The sequence below is a fragment of the Methyloglobulus sp. genome (assembly GCF_046714055.1).
In the GTDB taxonomy this organism is placed as follows: domain Bacteria; phylum Pseudomonadota; class Gammaproteobacteria; order Methylococcales; family Methylomonadaceae; genus Methyloglobulus.
Genome location: NZ_JBKKBJ010000167.1, coordinates 1 through 15,388, shown reverse-complemented (window position 1 = coordinate 15,388; position 15,388 = coordinate 1). Strand labels below are relative to the sequence as shown.

19 protein-coding genes are annotated in these 15,388 nt (G+C 50.7%); 5 read left to right on the top strand and 14 right to left on the bottom strand.

All coding sequences use genetic code 11. The features are described 5' to 3' along the window. Positions 1-242 precede the first annotated feature (242 nt). Genes ACLQ6D_RS09910 through ACLQ6D_RS09900 form a run of 3 tightly spaced genes read right to left on the bottom strand, consistent with a single transcriptional unit; the run spans position 243 to position 2,250 of the window. Positions 243-1,046 carry a hypothetical protein gene (locus tag ACLQ6D_RS09910; RefSeq protein ID WP_411727124.1) on the bottom strand — a complete coding sequence of 268 codons (804 nt, stop codon included), beginning with the start codon at positions 1,044-1,046 and terminating at the stop codon, positions 243-245. Continuing rightward, positions 1,046-1,921: a hydrogenase nickel incorporation protein HypB gene (gene hypB / locus ACLQ6D_RS09905; protein WP_411727123.1), complete on the bottom strand. Its 876-nt coding sequence runs from the start codon at positions 1,919-1,921 to the stop codon at positions 1,046-1,048. Before hypB ends, ACLQ6D_RS09910 begins: the two co-directional genes overlap by 1 nt. Continuing rightward, positions 1,921-2,250, bottom strand: coding sequence for a hydrogenase maturation nickel metallochaperone HypA (locus tag ACLQ6D_RS09900; RefSeq protein ID WP_411727122.1), 330 nt, complete (start codon positions 2,248-2,250; stop codon positions 1,921-1,923). The genes hypB and ACLQ6D_RS09900 overlap by 1 nt, the downstream gene beginning before the upstream one ends. 34 nt (positions 2,251-2,284) lie before the next feature. Here ACLQ6D_RS09900 and ACLQ6D_RS09895 point away from each other — a divergent pair, with 34 nt between their 5' ends. Beyond that, the gene (locus ACLQ6D_RS09895) at positions 2,285-2,455 is read left to right on the top strand and encodes a hypothetical protein (protein WP_411727121.1); all 171 of its coding nucleotides are present in this window, start codon (positions 2,285-2,287) and stop codon (positions 2,453-2,455) included. A 19-nt stretch (positions 2,456-2,474) separates the two neighbouring features. On the opposite strand, the gene hypE is transcribed toward ACLQ6D_RS09895, so the two are convergent. From hypE to ACLQ6D_RS09840, 11 genes are all read right to left on the bottom strand, one after another. Next, positions 2,475-3,539, bottom strand: a complete 1,065-nt coding sequence (gene hypE, locus ACLQ6D_RS09890) for a hydrogenase expression/formation protein HypE (RefSeq protein ID WP_411727120.1) — start codon at positions 3,537-3,539, stop codon at positions 2,475-2,477. 20 nt (positions 3,540-3,559) lie between these two features. After that, positions 3,560-4,714 (bottom strand): hydrogenase formation protein HypD, encoded by a 1,155-nt coding sequence (hypD, locus tag ACLQ6D_RS09885; RefSeq protein ID WP_411727119.1) that lies wholly within the window; start codon positions 4,712-4,714, stop codon positions 3,560-3,562. Continuing rightward, positions 4,711-5,415 carry an SIS domain-containing protein gene (locus tag ACLQ6D_RS09880; protein ID WP_411727118.1) on the bottom strand — a complete coding sequence of 235 codons (705 nt, stop codon included), beginning with the start codon at positions 5,413-5,415 and terminating at the stop codon, positions 4,711-4,713. Before ACLQ6D_RS09880 ends, hypD begins: the two co-directional genes overlap by 4 nt. Positions 5,416-5,427: 12 nt before the next feature. After that, a complete protein-coding gene (locus ACLQ6D_RS09875; protein WP_411727117.1) occupies positions 5,428-5,712 on the bottom strand; it encodes a HypC/HybG/HupF family hydrogenase formation chaperone in 285 nt (94 codons plus the stop codon). After that, positions 5,703-8,195: a carbamoyltransferase HypF gene (gene hypF / locus ACLQ6D_RS09870; RefSeq protein WP_411727116.1), complete on the bottom strand. Its 2,493-nt coding sequence runs from the start codon at positions 8,193-8,195 to the stop codon at positions 5,703-5,705. Before hypF ends, ACLQ6D_RS09875 begins: the two co-directional genes overlap by 10 nt. Then, positions 8,192-9,412, bottom strand: coding sequence for a hypothetical protein (locus ACLQ6D_RS09865; RefSeq protein ID WP_411727115.1), 1,221 nt, complete (start codon positions 9,410-9,412; stop codon positions 8,192-8,194). The genes hypF and ACLQ6D_RS09865 overlap by 4 nt, the downstream gene beginning before the upstream one ends. Further along, a complete protein-coding gene (locus tag ACLQ6D_RS09860) occupies positions 9,409-9,936 on the bottom strand; it encodes a Rieske 2Fe-2S domain-containing protein (protein ID WP_411727114.1) in 528 nt (175 codons plus the stop codon). The genes ACLQ6D_RS09865 and ACLQ6D_RS09860 overlap by 4 nt, the downstream gene beginning before the upstream one ends. After that, positions 9,921-10,334 carry a hypothetical protein gene (locus ACLQ6D_RS09855; protein ID WP_411727113.1) on the bottom strand — a complete coding sequence of 138 codons (414 nt, stop codon included), beginning with the start codon at positions 10,332-10,334 and terminating at the stop codon, positions 9,921-9,923. Before ACLQ6D_RS09855 ends, ACLQ6D_RS09860 begins: the two co-directional genes overlap by 16 nt. A 6-nt stretch (positions 10,335-10,340) precedes the next feature. Next, positions 10,341-10,565, bottom strand: a complete 225-nt coding sequence (locus tag ACLQ6D_RS09850) for a hypothetical protein (protein ID WP_411727112.1) — start codon at positions 10,563-10,565, stop codon at positions 10,341-10,343. A gap of 12 nt (positions 10,566-10,577) precedes the next feature. Then, positions 10,578-10,760, bottom strand: a complete 183-nt coding sequence (locus ACLQ6D_RS09845) for a hypothetical protein (RefSeq protein WP_411727111.1) — start codon at positions 10,758-10,760, stop codon at positions 10,578-10,580. 81 nt (positions 10,761-10,841) lie between these two features. Beyond that, positions 10,842-11,864 (bottom strand): hypothetical protein, encoded by a 1,023-nt coding sequence (locus ACLQ6D_RS09840; protein WP_411727110.1) that lies wholly within the window; start codon positions 11,862-11,864, stop codon positions 10,842-10,844. Between the two features lie 180 nt (positions 11,865-12,044). Here ACLQ6D_RS09840 and ACLQ6D_RS09835 point away from each other — a divergent pair, with 180 nt between their 5' ends. From ACLQ6D_RS09835 to ACLQ6D_RS09820, 4 genes are all read left to right on the top strand, one after another. Then, entirely contained in the window at positions 12,045-13,514 is a 1,470-nt protein-coding gene (locus tag ACLQ6D_RS09835) for a sigma-54 dependent transcriptional regulator (RefSeq protein WP_411727109.1), read from the top strand. Positions 13,515-13,997: 483 nt separating this feature from the next. Beyond that, the gene (locus tag ACLQ6D_RS09830) at positions 13,998-14,468 is read left to right on the top strand and encodes a Mur ligase family protein (RefSeq protein ID WP_411727108.1); all 471 of its coding nucleotides are present in this window, start codon (positions 13,998-14,000) and stop codon (positions 14,466-14,468) included. Further along, entirely contained in the window at positions 14,447-14,977 is a 531-nt protein-coding gene (locus ACLQ6D_RS09825) for a glutamate ligase domain-containing protein (protein ID WP_411727107.1), read from the top strand. The genes ACLQ6D_RS09830 and ACLQ6D_RS09825 overlap by 22 nt, the downstream gene beginning before the upstream one ends. 172 nt (positions 14,978-15,149) lie before the next feature. Further along, positions 15,150-15,388, top strand: a 239-nt coding sequence (locus ACLQ6D_RS09820; RefSeq protein ID WP_411727106.1) for a hypothetical protein, incomplete at its 3' end; no start/stop codon positions are given.

The window sequence follows — 15,388 nt, the reverse complement described above, 5'->3', positions numbered from 1 at the left end:
GTTTGTCACTATGTGCGGAAACAAAGATTAAATATGTTTTTCGGACAGTATTTGGCTTTACATGGTGTGAGTGTAATACTAATCCCAATAAGTTGTTATATGAATCCCCTCATCCTGACCTTCTCCCTTTGGAGAAGGTATCAATGAGAACTTATTGGGGATTGGTATAACCTCTGTATCTTCACCTTGGCGTATATTTACGGACGAAAGTGTACAGTACCCTAATTTTCGGCGGTTTGTGCTTAGACACCCAGTATAACGAAGCTACCCACTATTACGGTGGATACGCCTATCATCAACTGTAGTCCGTTATGCATGCGGGTCATGACGGTTGCTGAGGCGCGTAATGGGATGGAAATAGCATAAGATAAGACAGCCATTCCAGCAATGGAGCCAAAGCCAAAGAGTGCTATATAGATGATCCCGATTAAGGGCGATTTAATGGTTTCCAGTGTTAACAGTATCAAAGCGGCTGAGCCAGCCATGCCATGTAATATCCCTACAAAAAGTGCCCGATAGTACAATTGATTGGGGTGTTGGTGTTGATGCTGATGGGGATCGTTTTTTAAAGCTTTGTCAGTGTGCGAATGGGCGTGGAAATGACGTTGTGGGTCATTATTCAGTCCCCCTCTTTGAAAAAGAGGGGTTAGGGGAGATTTGTTAGATAAAATCCCCCTCGATCCCCCTTTTTCAAAGGGGGAAGTAAATAAATACCGTTGTGGTGCTTCGTGTTGATGGACATGGTAGTGGATGCGGTCACGGAGTAACCGGCGCAGCACATCCAGGCCCAAAAGAATTAGCATAATGCCGACACCGAATTCCAGCCATGCAGCCATCGCTTCAGGAACAAACAAATCCGTTAGCAAAACCACCGAGCCGAACAGGAATAAGGTTAAGCTATGTCCCAAGCCCCAGATTGAACCCAGTTTTATCGCCTGTTTTACGGTTGTCGTGCGCATAGCTAATGTGGCGACTGCCGCCACATGATCAGCCTCCAGCGCGTGGCGCATGCCAATCAAAAAACCCAGTAACAACACGCTGGCCATTAGGCGGTTACCCCTTGTTGGGCGTTAAGCTGTTTTTTTAGCCAGCCATACCATTCATCCAAGCCTTGGCCCGAAATGGCGGATAATTGAAATATCCGGATATCAGGATTAACCGTTTTGGCATAGTTGACACAGGCCTCAACATCAAAATTCAGATGCGGCAACAAATCAATTTTATTGAGCAGCATCACTTGTGCGGCACGGAACATGTGGGGATATTTGATGGGCTTGTCTTCGCCTTCGGTTACTGAAAGTATCGCCACTTTACAATTTTCCCCAAGGTCAAACAAAGCCGGGCAGACCAGATTGCCGACATTTTCGATCATCACGATGGAATTTGGTGGCGGATTCAAGTCTTTTAAACCGCGTGCGAGCATATCGGCTTCCAGATGACAGCCTGTACCCGTATTGATTTGTACGACTTTACAACCCGTGGCTTTGATGCGTTGGGCATCATTAAGGGTTTCCTGGTCGCCTTCGATAACATTGATGGGAAGCTCGCCCTTTAAGTCTGTGATGGTACGTTCCAGCAAGGTTGTTTTGCCAGAACCGGGTGAGCTGACCAAGTTAAACGATAGGATGCCCCTGCCTTCAAACCAGCCCCGGTTACGCTCTGCCAAACGATTGTTTTTGGCTAAAATGTCGGCCTCAAGCGAGAGGGTCGTCCCATGCCTTGCAGCATGGGTGTGGGCATGGCCGTCGTGATGATGCGCATGGCTGTCCCCGTGGTCATGGCTATGGTGCGGATGTCCATGATCGTGATCGTGATTATGGTCATGATGAGAGCCATCATGGGCAAGTTCTACGGTTTTACCCGTTTCGAGATCGGTCACTGTTGCCTTGGCACCGTCGGAACATCCGCAAATAGTACACATTAGAGTATCTCCATTTCTTTGATTTTCATTTCTTCGCCCGTGATGCACCGGATATGGTTAGAACCACAGCCACATCGCCCAAATAATTGGTCAATTTCAAATTCTGCGCCGCACGCCTGACATTGGGCAATACCTTGCACTTCGTTGATCTGTAATTCTGCATTTTCCAGGGGGGTGTCTTTACTACAGACTTCAAAACAGAAGCGGATCGCATCGGGCATAATGGCCGACAGTTTGCCAATCTCCAGCAAGACCCGTTTAACCTGGTTTTCACCGGCATGCTCGCTGACAATGGCAACAATATTGCGGGTAATGCCAAGCTCATGCATAGGGTAATTCTCCTGGTATCATCGGTTTATCAAAATGAGTCACCTGAAAGGTGTCGCTGAGTGGCCCAACCCGTTGCATCGCACGAAACCCAACCGTACATCCCCACCAGGAATCACCCTGATGAAAGTCTTCAAGACCAGCAGTGCGAGGCTGATTTTATTGCCCTCCTCGCTGACCGTAATAGACGACCCTTGCTGTGCTTGAAGCGCTTGCGTATCCACTGTCAGCAGATTCTCGGCAATTGCTCACCGACCAACATATCAACCATGCGTTGACCACCAAACAGTGTTGTAAGGATCACACCGGATGCGGGTGTCGCCGTCACTTCACCCACCACCGCACTGTGTACGCCGGCAGGATGGGCTTGCATGGTAGCGATGACCGCATCGGCTGATTCAGCAGGCGCAATCGCAACCAACTTGCCTTCATTCGCCAAATAAAGCGGATCAAGCCCAAGGATTTCACACATGCCACGCACTTCATCACGGATGGGCAGTGCTGCTTCATTCAACCGCATACAGACATTGCTCGCCTGGGCATATTCATTCAGTACCGTGGCAATACCGCCTCGGGTCGCATCGCGCAGGCAATGGATAGTAGGGCAGGCTTTCAGCATCGCCTGTATCAGTGAGTTCAGCGGTTGGCAATCGGTTTCTATGGTGTTTTGTAAGGACATCTCACCACGGGCATCGACAATAGCCGCGCCATGATCGCCAATGTAGCCATTGATAATAATGACATCGCCTGCTTGGGCGCGGCCGGCATGAATTTGTATCCCCTTGGGTATTACGCCAATGCCGGCAGTATTGATAAACAGCTTGTCTGCCGCGCCTTTATGCACCACCTTGGTATCGCCTGTCACTATGCTGATGCCCGCTTCATCAGCGGTACGTTTCATCGACCTTGCAATCTTCCGAAGATCATCTACGGGAAAGCCTTCCTCAATGATCATTGCACAGGTTAGATACAAGGGTATAGCGCCACCCACCGCAAGATCATTGACCGTTCCGGTGACCGCAAGCTTACCAATATCGCCACCGGGGAAAAACAAGGGATCCACCACATAGGAGTCGGTGGTCATGGCCAATCGGTCACCCAATTTAAGCAGGGTAGCGAGATCAAAACGTGCCTGGTCTTCCAGCTTGGATAACTCAGGGTTATCGAAGGTGCTGACGAATACATCATCAATCAGGTCGCGCATGGCCTTGCCACCACTACCATGTGCCAAGGTGATGGTTTTTGCGTTTGTCTTGCCACTCCGTTGCCTGATGTGAGACATGGATTTCATCGCGGTTGGGTTTGGTTGACTCATACGTCCAGCACCTTGTCGCTTTGACGGCGCTGAATTAATTCATCCAGGTCACCGAAGTTATAATAAGCCGCGCAGGCACCTTCGCTGGAAACCATTAATGCGCCCATAGGCGTTTCTGGCGTACAGGAAGTCCCAAAGACCTTGCATTCCCAAGGACGGATAACACCTTTTAGCACTTCACCGCATTGACAAGACTTAGGGTCGGCAATCTTGATATTTGGAACCGCAAATTTGCGCTCGGCATCATAAGCGGCATACGCATCACGCATTTTGATTCCGGAATGGTCAATTGAACCCAGACCTCGCCATTCAAAGTATTCGCGTAACTCAAAGACCTTGGAAATCGCCTCTAAACCAGGCTCATTCCCCCCAGGCGATACAATACGCGCGTACTGATTTTCCACATCGGTGCGTTTTTCATGCAGTTGCTTCAGCAACATCCAGATTGCTTGCAGAATATCCAGCGGTTCAAAACCGGTAATCACGATCGGCTTTCCATAATGCCGGGCAACAAAATCAAAGGGCCGTTCGCCAACAACCATGCTGACATGGCCCGGCGCCAGAAAACCATCTATTTGCATGTCCGGGGAGTCCAGAATCGCCTTGATGGTTGGGACGGTTGTAATATGGTTGCAAAATAACGAGAAATTGGTGACGTGTTCAGATTCTGCCTGCAGTACGGTCAGGGCCGTTGATGGCATAGTGGTTTCAAAACCCAGCGCAAAAAAGATCACTTCACGTTGCGGGTTTTTCTTCGCCAGCGCCAATGCATCCAGCGGCGAATACACCATGCGAACATCCGCGCCATCCGCTTTTGCCTGCAACAGGCTTTTTCTCGATCCAGGTACGCGCATCGCATCGCCGAAGGTAGTGAAAATCACCTCGGGAAGTTCAGCCAGCGCGACACAGTCATCAACCCGTCCCATGGGCAAAACACACACGGGACAACCTGGGCCATGCACCAGTTCTATTCCTTTGGGCAACATTTGTCCGATGCCATAGCGAAAAATAGTATGCGTATGCCCGCCACAAAACTCCATCAACTGAAGCGGGTTTTGCTCGGTAACGCCAAGCTGATCAATTAAAGTGGAAATTTCCTGATTGAGCCATTTGGCCTTTACAGGGTCACGAAATTCATCGACATATTTCATGTTGTTTTACTCTCAAAACTGGCTGGCTGTATATTGCCACGGCGATCCGCCAACAAGGTATGCACCAGATCCCAGAGAATATGGTAGGCCGCTACATGCACTTCCTGAACACGGTGGATGGAATCGGTTGCCACCACCAAACAATGATCAACCAGGCCACAGGATGCCATGACGCCGCCATCGCCACCTGCCAGCCCCAAGGTAACCAGCCTCATGTCCTTTGCTTTGCGATACGCTGCCAACAGATTGCCTGAATTGCCACTGGTAGAAAAACCCATCAGCCCGTCTTTTGCTGAGGCATGTGCTTCCAACTGCCGGACAAAAACGTGTTTGAAGCCGACATCATTCGCTACCGCACTTAACATGGCCGTATCCATCACCAGATTAAATGCCGGCAATGCCGGCCTTCCTGTGGTGACGGGATGTTGGAACTCGACCGCAAAATGAGCGGCGTCACAACTCGACCCACCATTGCCCATACACAACATGCGGCCACCGGCAAGATAGACTTGGGCAATGGCGTTGGCTGCATCGACAAGCGCCTGCGCATTGTCCGCAAAAAATTGTTGCTTAATGCAAACACTATGCGCCGCTTTTTGTTTAACAGACTCCAACAAGGCCTTATTCTCAGCCTGCACTGCTTTTGTTTCTCCATGCAGAAACGGGTACAGCGATTTAAGTTGGGGCGTGGTGTCTTTCATTACTTTATACCCTTAGCGCATTGCAGCAGAGTTTTGCATCGCTGCAATTTCAGCCTGTGCTTCACCCAATTCGGCCAGCAGGGCCAAGGTTTTTTCGGCTTCATCTGCATCAATCCGGCTCATCGCAAAACCCACATGAACTAGCACCCAATCCCCGACACAGTCGTCAACCGAATGTTGCTCATCGACAATGCAGGCAATATTGACCGGACGTTTTACACCCGCCACATCGACAATCGCCTGTTTAATCGCAGCATTGCTGATTTCAACAATCTGCCCCGGAATACCTAAGCACATGTCTGTTTTCTCCTGATTAATTGAGCGGCTGCAATCACCGTCTGCCCCAAGGCGAGGCCGCCGTCATTGGCCGGAATTTGGTGATGGGTCAGCACCGTGTATTGATCATTTTCAAGCCGCATAACCACTTGCTCCAGCAGCGTTTTGTTGTGAAAAACACCCCCTGATAATGCAATCGTATTGATGATGCGCTCATCATTTTTCGTAGTGAGCTTGCGAACCATGGTGGCAATTATTTTGGCCAGGCCTTTATGAAATCTCGCTGCCATAATTGGTGCAGGCGTTTTCAGGATTAAATCGCCTAGCAGTGCTTGCCACATCGCCAGCGGCTCAACATATGGAAGCCTTGATCCCGGTAAATAAGGGATCGCAAACGGATAAGCCAGCCTGTCATCTTCATGATGCAAGGTGTCCTGATCTACGATCGCTTCCAGCTCAATTGCCGCCTGCCCTTCATAACTTACGCCCGTACGGCAGATGCCTATGGCCGCAGCAACGGCATCAAACAGGCGGCCACAAGAGGAAGCCAACGGCGCATTCATCCCCTTTTTCAGCATGGCAGAAAAAGTGTCCAGGGCTTGTTCTTCCAAAAAGCGGGTCAATTCAAGTTCATTGAAATTGGCCTTATAAACCGGCCAACCCATGCCAGCCATGAGGTGCGCATAGGTGTTTCGCCAGGGTTCCCGCATAGCGTGTGCGCCCCCTAATAGGGCAACGGGTTTAAAGGTTGCCAGCCTTTCTGCCTGGATATAATCAGCACGTAAAAATTCACCCCCCCAAATCGTACCGTCTTCGCCAAAACCAAGACCATCGAGGGCAACACCTAAAACGGGTGGCGCATCGAATGGATAGTGGTTGTCAACCAAACAAGCTGCGATATGGGCATGGTGATGTTGCACTTCCGTGATGGGCAAATCACGTTGCCCAGACCACAGGCGGCCAAGCTTACTGGATAGATATTCCGGGTGGGCATCAACAGCAATCAAGCGGGGGGAATGCTGAAAAAGATCGGCATACAAAGCTAGATTTTTTTGATAATCCGCATAGGTTTCTGCATTTTCCAGGTCACCTATATGCTGTGATAAAATCGCGTTTCCTTGTTTGATCAAGCAGAAGGTATTCTTTAATTCTGCACCCATTGCCAATAGCTCCGGCGCGTGTTCAAAGCCCGTCGGCAAAGGCAGCGGCACCGGCGCATAGCCTCTGGAACGGCGTATAATCCGGGGCTTGCCGAGCACCATGCGAACGACAGAATCATCAACGCGATTGACGATGTCGCGGTTGTGCCAGAGCACATATTCTGCAATATCACCCAGCCTGTCGTGTACTTCATGATTACCAATAACCTGGGGCTCATCCGAACGATTGGCCGAGGTCAGTACAATCGGGCGGTTCATGCGCTTTAACATGAGTTGATGCAGCGGCGTATAAGGCAACATAAATCCGACGGTATTCTGGCCGGGGGCTACCGCCACTGAAATCGGATTGAGATCTTTTTCACGCTGGCCTTCGGCTATACCGAATCCGCGTTTTTTACCGGGGGGCAGCCGATCACTTTTTTCAAGCAAAACAATCGGTGCTTGCACACTGCCCAACAAGGCTTTTTCCTGCTCAGTGACCCTTGCATAACGCTGAATCACATCAAGATCGCGTGCTATCAAAGCAAACGGTTTGCCGTAGCGTTGTTTGCGCTGGCGCAGTTTTTCTACGGTTTCAGTATTAGTGGCATCGCACGCCAGGTGAAAGCCCCCCAAGCCTTTAATAACCAGGATTTCGCCATTTTGTAAAAGCGTAGCAGCGGCATCGACATCATCGAGTTGGGTCAGGCTTTCCATACAAACGGGATTGCCGTCAATGCGGGCCAATTCAACCCGAGGGCCACAGGCATGACAGGCATTGGGTTGTGCATGAAAACGCCGATCCATCGGTGATCCATATTCAGCCTGACACTCCCCGCATTGGATGAAATCACGCATACTGGTATTGGCACGATCATAGGGAATGGCATTGACGATGGAAAAGCGGGGGCCGCAGTGTGTACAGTTGGTTAATGGATAGCGGAAGCGCCTGCCGAAAGGATCGTGCGCATCGGCCATACATTCCGGACAGGTCGCTGCATCAGGGGCGATGTGGGTTTGTACGGCATTGCGGTCGCTGGCTGCAATAGAAAAGCATGCTGGCGCAGCTTCTGCGCTATCCAGTGCAGTTCGCTTGATTGAATCAATACGCGCTAAACGGGGTGCCTGGGTTTCCAGGTTTATAATAAAGGCATCAATGGCTGAGCGCTTGCCCCAGGCATGGATCAGTACGCCTTGACCGTCGTTTAATACATGACCGGTCAGTTCTGCCTCATTTGCCAAGCGGCATACGGTGGGACGCAAGCCAACCCCCTGCACAATGCCTGTTACCCGGATAATTTCCCGGCTTAACGAAGCCTGGTCATGGGATGGGTCGGCCTGTATTTCAGGCGCTGGCTTGCTCATACAGCCAGTTTCCAAAGGCTAACCCGGTTATTTCCCGAATCCGCCACGACAACCACATTACCGCAAGCCTGTATTCCATAAGGCCAACACAGTGAATCAGCCACTGGAGGCCGCCAGCGATTATCGCCTTTCTGGTGAAAATTTAATTGGCCGGTTAAGGCGCGGGCGGCAGCATCCGTCGCAAGATCGTCAATATGCCAGCCCAACAAACGGGAATTCGCGGTATCCGCTACCAATAACCATTCATTGGCCGCAGCGATCGCGTAAGGCATATTCAAACTGTTTGCCCGTGGCCAATATAATGACTGATTATGGTCTACCAAATCACTTTGTTTTTGTCCCAGGACAAATTCGCATGCCGCACCATTGCTGTTGGGGATGCCTTTCCAGACCATAATGCGGTTATTGCCCGCATCAGAAACACATAAATGGCCTTGCCATAGTGCAATGCCATGCGGCCAGCGCATACTCATCGCATTCGGTTCGCCACCTGCATTTTCATCACGGCAATTGAAATCATGTTGCCCAAGGACAAAATCCGCTGGCTGGCCGTCGTTTTCTGGAAATCCCTTCCAGATCAACACCCTTCTATTTTCCGCATCCGCAACCAACAAGTGCCCGTCCAGCCACGCCACACCATAAGGCCAATGCATACTGTTTGCAGCCGCTGTGTCTTGGCCGCGATTGGCTATTCCAGAATTAAAATCCGCCTGTCCCACCACAATATCAGCAGGCGTATTATTATCTTCCGGACAGGTTTTCCAGATCAGCACCCGGTGGTTCCACGCATCGGCAACGGCCATGCCGGGTTGTTCACCATCGCCACAAACACAGATGCCTGTCGGCACATTGACGGTGGCGGCGGTGATGTCGCCTTTGCCGTTGCGCCCTTCATTGTGTATGGTCGGCTGGCCGATGACCCAGTCTGCGGGCGTTTGATCATCTTTGGGCAATTGCCGCCAGCCTAATAGACGGTGATGGCCGGTGTCGCATAACCAAAACGGGCCGTTTTCACCCATCAGTGCGCCCCCCCTGGGGCCAAAACAGGATCGGCTACTGGGCTTGACACCCTCCGTCACAATAGGTGGGTTACGCTCGGCGCCAATGACCACAAACGGTTCATTTTCCAGCAGCGGCTGATGCTGGACATTGCTGGCTTCGGCAACGCGCAAGCTGGGATCAGGACTGACTTTCAGGGTAATGCGTTGCGTACTCATGAGAACCTGATCTCCACCCTGTTTCCCACCACTTTGACTGCGTGGGTTTGTAATTGCACTTCGGGCGCTGTCAGGCATTCGCCTGATTCCAATGAGTATTCAAAGGCATGGTGCGGGCAGATCAAGATGCCATTTCGCACTTCACCCATATCCAGCGGCATACCGAGGTGGGCACAGGCATTTTGGTAACAAGTCACCTTGCCGTCAAAACGGCTGAGTATGACCTCATTACCCGCCACCGTCACCACTTTGATTTGTCGTTCAGGGATTTCATCGAGCAAGGCGGCATACTCCCACCCCGCATCCTCACTATTGGCAAAGGGGCTAACAAAATGTACCGGTATGCCATCCACCGGCTTGGCGGTTACCCCGCCTCTGGCCTTAGTAATGGTTGTTATCTCCGGGCAATATTCCTTGATGGCTTTCTCCACGCCTTCGCTGAGGGTTAAACCCGAAGCAGGACAACCATCGCATGCCCCTAACAGGCGAATGGTGACCGTATCAGGCGTTATGATCTCGACCATTTCCACATTGCCGCCGTGACTACCAGAAAAGGGCGCACGGATTCCAACGCTTGTTCCACCCGTTCATGCAAGGAGGGTTTAATAATTTCAAGATGCCTTAACACCGCATAAACCACCTCGTCCCCGACCGCTTCTTTCAAGGCCGCCATTGCCCCTGGCGCTTGTTTAACCGCCCTGATCAGGCGCGAAAAAGCTTCTTTATGCAAAGCCCCATCGGCCCGTCGCAAAGCTTCGACCGTATTGGCCTGCTGTTCATTCCAGCCTGCAACCAAAGCCTCCAAGGCATGAATATCCTTGAGCAAAGCATCAAGGCCTGGACGGATTTCGACGGGCCTCGGCTCTTGATGGCCTACTTTATGGCCTACTTTACTGTTCATGGTTTCAGCCAGATTATTCATTCGTGCCTACTCATACTTCAGGTCTTTAAATAGATAAGGCTGAAGCGCACCCCCTATGAATGCGGCAAGGAATATTGCCAGCCACATGGCCAGGCCCATTATTGACAGCACCATACAGGTTAGCGCAGTGATCCCTGCGCCTATTGCTACCTGACGAAATACGGCGTGGTAATCCTGGAACAACTTGCCTTTCAAGAATAAAGTGAAGGCATCCTTAAACATTTCAAACATTATTATTTTCCTTTAAAAAATTGCCAGGATGATGAGTGCAACAACAATGCCCGGCACAGCTGACAAAACGCCATAGGCACCACCCATCATTGCCGCCAGCTCGTTACCCAAATGTTCACCGCCTACTTTTATTCCACCCACCGCACCACCTATTGCACCAGCAACCAGGGCCAGCAGGACATATACCAGATACATCGTTAATTATCTCCAAGAAAGTTGTTGATTGTCGTTAGTTTTTTTATCTTAAATCGTTACCGTATATCAATCCTTTGGCAATTAGACCCGTTCTTCGCCAAATCCTTTTCCACCACGCGAACCTGCCTGGCTTGTGCCTAAATCTTGCTCAATGTCTTGCAGCACTTCCTTGATGACATTTTCTTTACCTAACTCCCCATACGCGGCAAATATCTGTTGCGCCTCCCGATACAGTAACCGGGCTTGCATTAAGCGGCCGTGGTTGCCTGACCCTGGATTTTCAGGATTATCCGGAAGATTGCGCAGGCAATTCGCCTTGTTCGAAATCGTGTTGGCATACTCCAATGGCGTGTCATGACGGGTACGCACTTTCAGGGATTCATCGTAGGCTTCCAGCGCACGTAAATTATTTTCCACCGGATGGCTGCTGGACGCATATTGCAAGGCATTGCCGAGATTGTTCTGCAACATGGCATATTCCGATGGATGATCGACCAAATTCACCACTTCCAATGCTGCTTCAAAGGATTGGACTGCCAATGCCTCCCGCATTTTGGCGCGTTCATCATTCATCGGGATGGATAAAAAAGCCGTGGCCAGATTGTTGTGCAAAATGGCATATTCGGTAGGATACTTGTTGCGTTCAAATACACGTAAAGAACGCTGGTAGGCTGAGATACATTCGGTAATGGGGATTTTTTGAAAGCCGGCCAGTGCTTGTAAGACCACGCCCAGATTCATTTCAGCCTCGGCGACTTCTTCTGGCAGGCCGGATCCAATGAGTACCGGCAAGGCGACTTCATATTGTGCTTGCGCTTTAAACAAGAAACCGGTTCCGGTATCGGGAATTGCTTGATAGGCGGTTCCCTTGCGCGCTTCTATACGCGCCCTTGTCAGTATTTGAGATTGAGGACAAAGCTCTAACGCCTTCTCGTACAGCTTGACCGCATTCAAGATTTGCCCAGGCGACTTGGGTTTTTGCTGAATGCCCATCGCGATTTGCATCAACATGTCCACTTTTTCTTCCTGGCCAATTTCTTCTGCTTCAATCATTTTCAAGGCTTGATTGAATTCGTGATCTGCCAGGTTCAGGTTCTGCCCCATCGCTTTGTCCTAAGGTAAATATTTTTTGTGTAAGTTCTGGCGGCGAAATATGAGCTTTTGTCATTAAACTGTCAAGATGTTTTTCAAATCGTAAACTAACTATGCAACTTACTTGACTGCCTGATTATCAGATGCTATGTTCCCCCGCTATTGCGCCAACTACCCAAGGGTTTTAATTTTATGCACAATGGCCTTTCATCTATCCTGATTTGTGGCTATGGGACAAAAGCCGCAACAGAGCTCAGCGCGTTTTTGGGGGCGCATTACCGCACGAACGTCTGTAATGATGCAGGCAAGGCATTGAAATTGCTTGATAAAAATCCGATAGACCTGATCCTTGCCCAGCATCATCCCAGCGAATTTGATGCCATCACCTATTTAAGCCGTGCACGTATTTCCCACCCCGAAACAGTCCGTTTATTGGTGGGTGATTTAAGCCGCCCGGAAATGACGGCAGCCATTAACAAAGCGGCGGTTTATCAATTCCTTCCCGAAGCCTGGCCTGTTGAATTGATTGAACTGCTGGTCAAACGGGCGCTGGAGAACCGCGAGCTTGGCTTTCGCCACCGGCATTTAAGCCGTGAATTCAAGATTGCCGAAAATGTGCTAAGCCGATACACCGGCCAACGTAAAAATTTCGGGGGAGACAGCCACCAGTTTGGCAAATTGGTGTATTGCAGCCAAGGCATGGCGACACTGTGCAATATGGCCCAAAAGGCGGCCAAGACCAATCTGCCCATCTTGATCCAAGGCCCTACGGGTAGCGGTAAAGAACTGATGGCGGCTGCCATCCATCAAAGCAGTGACCGGAGCAATCAACCGCTGTTGGTGCATAACTGTGGGGGCATGTCGGATGAGTTATTGCACTCTGAGCTTTTTGGGCATAAAAAAGGGGCCTACACTGGCGCAATCAGTGATCGTCTTGGACTGCTGCCTGCCGCAGACGGCGGCACCGTTTTCCTGGATGAAATAGCCGATGTATCAGCGTCATTTCAGGTCAGTCTCCTGCGTTTTTTGCAGGAGGGCGAAGTCAAGCCTTTAGGGGGCGATAAGATAATCCATTGTGACGTGCGCGTTATCGCCGCCACCAACTGTTCTCTTGAGGAGCTCATTAAGGCGGGGCGCTTTAGGGAAGACCTTTACTATCGCATTAACGGCTTTCAACTGAATATCCCGCCACTTAGGGACAGGCCGGATGATGTAGAAGTGCTGACGGAATACTTGGCTAACTATTACGCCCAAAGTATCGGGCGCAAGATCTTGGGCGTTGACCCAGACGTTATCCAGCAATTCAAGTCGCATCACTGGCCCGGCAATGTGAGGGAATTGGAAAATGAAATCAAACGCATGGTTGCGATAACGGATAATGGCAGTTATGTGGGCATGGAAAACATGTCGGCACATATTCGTGCGATAAAAGCGAAGCCTAAGGAAATCGCTACAGTAAAACTTGATGGCTTGACGCTAAAAGAAAAAATCGAACAATTGGAACTTAAAATTATCTCCCAAACCCTGCAACAATTTCGCTGGAATCAGAGCAAAGCTGCCAGGGAGCTCGGATTATCCCGTGTGGGCTTAGCCAATAAAATTAAACGTTACGGCATACTGGCCACTCATGTTGTGGGCGAATCGCCATTAACAAAGGCTTAAAAGACGGTGACATAAAAGACGATAAAGCCAATCCATCGGTAAACGGGCCGCACATCTTGGTGAATTTTCCGCAATCCAGAACCAAGCCAAAAAGCTCCAAGCATGGCTACAAAGAACTCGGCAATTCCAAACGGGCTGAAAAATCAGGGAGCGCCAATCTGAAAGGCCACTGGTGCAGCCGCTGCAAAGGGATTTGGTATGGTGTCCTCGGGGAATGCGAATGTCCACAGTGCGGCAACCGAAACGGCTAATAACTGCATACTTTCTTTACCCCTCTTTCCTATAAATCCAGCTTAAATGCAAACCTTATTTCCATCTAAATTACTAGGTTTTATACAAGCCATTGTTTTGTATAAATTAAAGTAAATATCTTGATTTGGCATTGTTATTGCTTTTATATTGCTTGCCGAGATAAACAAACTATCAACTAATAATTAACAATCCGGAGGTGGAATATGGCCAATCTTTTATGGCTTCAAGGCGGTGCTCGTACTGGCGACGCAGGGCAACCAGAACAATGCGCTTGGCGTACCGCTGACCTTGTTCCGCCTGGGGCCTTCGCATCGCGCCGCCATCCTTGAATTGGGCGCCAACGGGTATGGCGAGATCGCCCCTCTCAGCGAAATGGCAAAGCCGGATATCGCGGTGATTACCAACGCCGGGCTGGATCATCTGGCCGGGTTCGGCGGGTGCAAGGGTGCCGCCCGCGCCAACGGCGAGGTGTTTTCCGTAATGGCTGGCAATGGCATCGCCGTGTTGAACGGTGACGATGAATGCCTGCCAATCTGGCGGCAACAGGCGAGTGAGAGGCTGTGTATACACTTCGGATTCAAGTCAGGCGCGGATGTGCGGGGCAACTGGCAGCCCCGGTTAGACGGCGGTGATTTGATCATCGAGCACTGTGGGGGCGGATCCAGATTCGTTTGCGCCTCATGGGCCGCCATAATGCCCTGAATGCCTTGGCGGCGGCGGCGGCCTGCCTGGTGCTGGACATTGAGCCGGAAGCGATTGCGGCGGGTTTGGCGGCCGTGCGGCCGGTAGCGGGGCGCTTACAGTCCCGGCCAGGCGCGGGCGGCGCGTGCATCATCGACGATACTTACAACGCGAATCCCTCGTCGCTGGCGGCGGCACTGGAAACCTTGGCTACGATGCGGGGCAAAAAGCTCCTGGTGCTGGGTGATATGGCTGAACTGGGCGATGAAACAGATACCTGGCATATCTGGGCTGGACAGGCTGGACAGGCTGCACGCGCGGCGGGTGTCGCGGAGCTTTTCGCGGTGGGCAACCTGGCACGCCTTGCTGTGGAAAGTTTTGGGGAAGGCGCTCACCATCTGCCTGACGGCCAGACCCTGGTTAAAGCCTTGCTTCCGCAGCTTCAGCTTGGCGTGAATGTTCTGGTCAAGGGCTCGCGTTGCATGGTGATGGAAAGGGTCGTCGCGGACCTTTTGCATCGTAGCCGCTAGCCTGTGCGCTGGAGCAAAGAAAGATCAGGCGAAAGGTAAAAAGTAAAAGGCGAAGGGCAATAAAAGCTTGCATTTAAGTTTAAGTGGCATTTCAATTTTTAGCCTTTAGCCTTTAGCCTTTAGCTTTGAACCTAATATAGCGAGAAAAATATCATGAAAAAATTTGAATTGCTTGATAACATGGCTGACTGCTCACGCCAGCGCCCTGTATCGCTTTATTGGTAGTGTAACAGTTGGCATCATGTTGGGCATCCCAATCTTGTTCCTGTTTGGCGATACCCTGCTGTCGCTGCTCGGACATGGTCTCACGGTGCTCGGACACGGTTTACATTTGCTGTTTGAAGTTTTTGAATCAATAGCCGGACAGTTCCTTGAGGGGGCTTTCCATCTGTCTAAGCGAGCGGCGGAAAT